Consider the following 1,449-nt stretch of genomic DNA (forward strand, 5'->3'; position numbering starts at 1 on the left):
GGCGGATTCCACGGGTGACCCGTTCTCTTTTCAATAAAATCCACCTTGCACCCATCCCTCGGTTTCTCGAAGGAATGGGGGCTTCATAGGTGCATGGGAACAGGCTTTTACGACACCCTCCCAAGGGGAGAGGGTGCTACAGACATATCCATTCCCCATGATGGCGCCTGACCTGCGCAACTATCTTACCGTCACTGGCGGTTACTGGGCCTTTACCATCACCGATGGTGCCATCCGCATGCTGGTGGTGCTGTACTTTCATCTGCTGGGTTACTCACCTTTCGAAGTAGCCATGCTGTTCCTGTTCTATGAGTTCTTTGGCATCGTCACAAACCTGGTGGGCGGCTGGCTGGGGGCGCGTATCGGACTGAATCTGACCATGCACATCGGCATGGGCATGCAGGTTATCGCCCTGGCCATGCTGGCAGTGCCCGATGCCTGGCTCTCTGTACCTTATGTAATGTTCGCACAGGCGCTCTCGGGCATTGCCAAAGACCTGAACAAGATGTCCGCCAAGGCCTCGGTGAAAACCCTGGTCAGCAGCGATTCAAGCAGCCAGCTGTTCAAATGGGTGGCGATACTCACCGGTTCCAAGAATGCTCTCAAGGGCGGTGGTTTCTTCATCGGCGCTGCACTGCTGCAGTGGATAGGCTTCCGCGCCGCACTGCTGGTGCTGGCGGGCATGCTGCTGGTAGTACTCATCATCACCGCCATCATGCTGCCCTCGGGTGTCGGTAAGATGAAATCCAAACCCAAGTTCAGCCAGGTGTTCTCCAAAGTGCCTGCCATCAACTGGCTGTCGGCCGCACGCTTCTTTCTGTTTGGCTCCCGGGATGTGTGGTTCGTGGTGGGGTTGCCGGTGTTTCTCTACGATGTATTGAAATGGGACTTCATGGAAGTGAGCGCTTTTCTCGCACTGTGGGTCATCGGCTATGGTTTCATCCAGGCCAGCGCTCCCAAACTGATTGGCCGAAGTCATCACGGCAGAGGCCCCGGCGGCGGTACGGCACGCTTCTGGGCTTTCGCGCTGGCGGTTTTTCCCGCTGGCATTGCCTTGGGTCTGGCATGGGGCTGGCCGGCGGACATGGTAATCATAACCGGCCTGATCCTGTTCGGTATCGTGTTCGCCATCAATTCCGCTGTGCATTCCTACCTGATCCTGGCCTATTCCTCCCACGACAAGGTGGCCATGAATGTAGGGTTTTACTACATGGCCAACGCTGGCGGCCGCCTGGCAGGCACGGTGCTGTCCGGCTGGGCCTATCAGGTCTGGGGACTGGAGGGCTGCCTGTGGTGGTCCACGGGATTTGTCCTTACAGCGGCGATCCTTTCCCTGGCCTTACCGGAAATACCTGAAGAGGAAAACACCATACGAACAGCTTGATATATCTCATATACCATATTCGCTGCAGTCAATATAACATTGATGTAATCTTTCGTTGGTATTAG

At 56.0% G+C, this 1,449-nt stretch carries 1 protein-coding gene; it reads left to right on the plus strand.

The window, feature by feature from the left end:
• Positions 1 to 160 precede the first annotated feature (160 nt).
• On the plus strand, positions 161 to 1,384 hold the full coding sequence (gene arsJ, locus ACOCD2_RS19810) for an organoarsenical effux MFS transporter ArsJ (protein ID WP_293650000.1): 1,224 nt from the start codon (positions 161 to 163) through the stop codon (positions 1,382 to 1,384).
• Positions 1,385 to 1,449: the final 65 nt, after the last annotated feature.

The sequence above is a fragment of the Thiolapillus sp. genome (genome assembly GCF_048562965.1).
Lineage (GTDB): Bacteria > Pseudomonadota > Gammaproteobacteria > Chromatiales > Chromatiaceae > Thiolapillus > Thiolapillus brandeum_A.

Excerpts from the sequence above, each read along its gene's own strand:
- arsJ (WP_293650000.1), top strand. The coding sequence starts at position 161 with ATGGCGCCTGACCTGCGCAACTATCTTACCGTCACTGGCGGTTACTGG.